We start from the raw sequence: 1098 nt of genomic DNA, 5'->3' as shown, positions 1-1098 counted from the left end.
GTCACCGGCATGGACTCGCCCGTCACCATCGATTCATCGACGGCACTGCGGCCCTCGATCACCTCGCCGTCGACCGGCACCTTCTCGCCCGGCCGCACGCGGAGCCGGTCGCCGACACGAACCGCATCCAGCTGGACCTCTTCCTCGCTCCCATCCTCGTGGATGCGCCGGGCGGTCCTGGGGGCCAGGTCGAGCAGCGCGCGGATTGCGCCGCTGGTGCTTTCGCGGGCGCGCAGTTCCAGCACCTGCCCCAGCAGGACGAGCACGGTGATGACCGCCGCAGCTTCGAAATAGACGGCGACGGAGCCGTCATGCTGGCGGAAGGCGCCGGGGAAGATGCCGGGCGCCAGCGTGGCAACGACGCTGTAGATCCAGGCGGCCCCCGTGCCCATAGCGATCAGGGTGAACATGTTCAGGTTGCGGGTGATCAGCGACTGCCAGCCGCGCTGGAAGAAGGGCCACCCGGCCCACAGGACGACCGGAGTCGCGAAGATCAGCTGGATCCAGTTCGAGCTGCGCTGGCTGACGAGGTGATCGAGGCCGAGCAGGTGCCCTCCCATTTCCAGCAGGAACACCGGGATCGTCAGCACCAGCCCGATCCAGAGCCGACGGCGCATGTCGATCAGTTCGAGATTGGGCTCGGCTTCCAGGCTGACCAGCACAGGCTCCAGCGCCATGCCGCAGATCGGGCACGACCCCGGCCCGACCTGCCGGATCTCGGGGTGCATGGGACAGGTGTAAATCGTCCCCTCAGGTACGGGTTCAGCCTTTGCCGCCGCCGCGGCCGGGTCAAGATAGCGCTCCGGCTCTGCCAGGAATTTCGCACGGCATCCCGCCGAACAAAAGTAATAGGGCCGTCCGGCGTGCTCCGCCTTGTGCTGCGTCGCATGGGGATCGACCATCATGCCGCAGACCGGGTCCTTGACCTGATGCGCGCTGTCTATCGGAGCCGTCGCCGGGGCGTGCGAATGCTCCAGTCCGTGATGGCTGGAGTGAACATGCCCGTGATGGTGATGCTGATGGTCGCCGTCGCGAGAGCTGCTCTCCATGTGGAGGGAGGCTGGGTGTTGGTCTTTGCTCTTGCTGGCCATCATTTAC

At 66.3% G+C, this 1098-nt stretch carries 1 protein-coding gene; it reads right to left on the bottom strand.

All coding sequences use genetic code 11. The features are described from left to right. On the bottom strand, positions 1-905 hold a 905-nt coding region (locus BLQ03_RS17825), incomplete at its 3' end, for a P-type ATPase actuator domain-containing protein (RefSeq protein ID WP_245689009.1). Between the last annotated feature and the right edge of the window lie 193 nt (positions 906-1098).

Origin of the sequence: Paracoccus chinensis (genome assembly GCF_900102885.1) — a bacterium.
GTDB lineage: Bacteria > Pseudomonadota > Alphaproteobacteria > Rhodobacterales > Rhodobacteraceae > Paracoccus > Paracoccus chinensis.
This window is presented reverse-complemented; position numbering and strand designations above follow the sequence as displayed.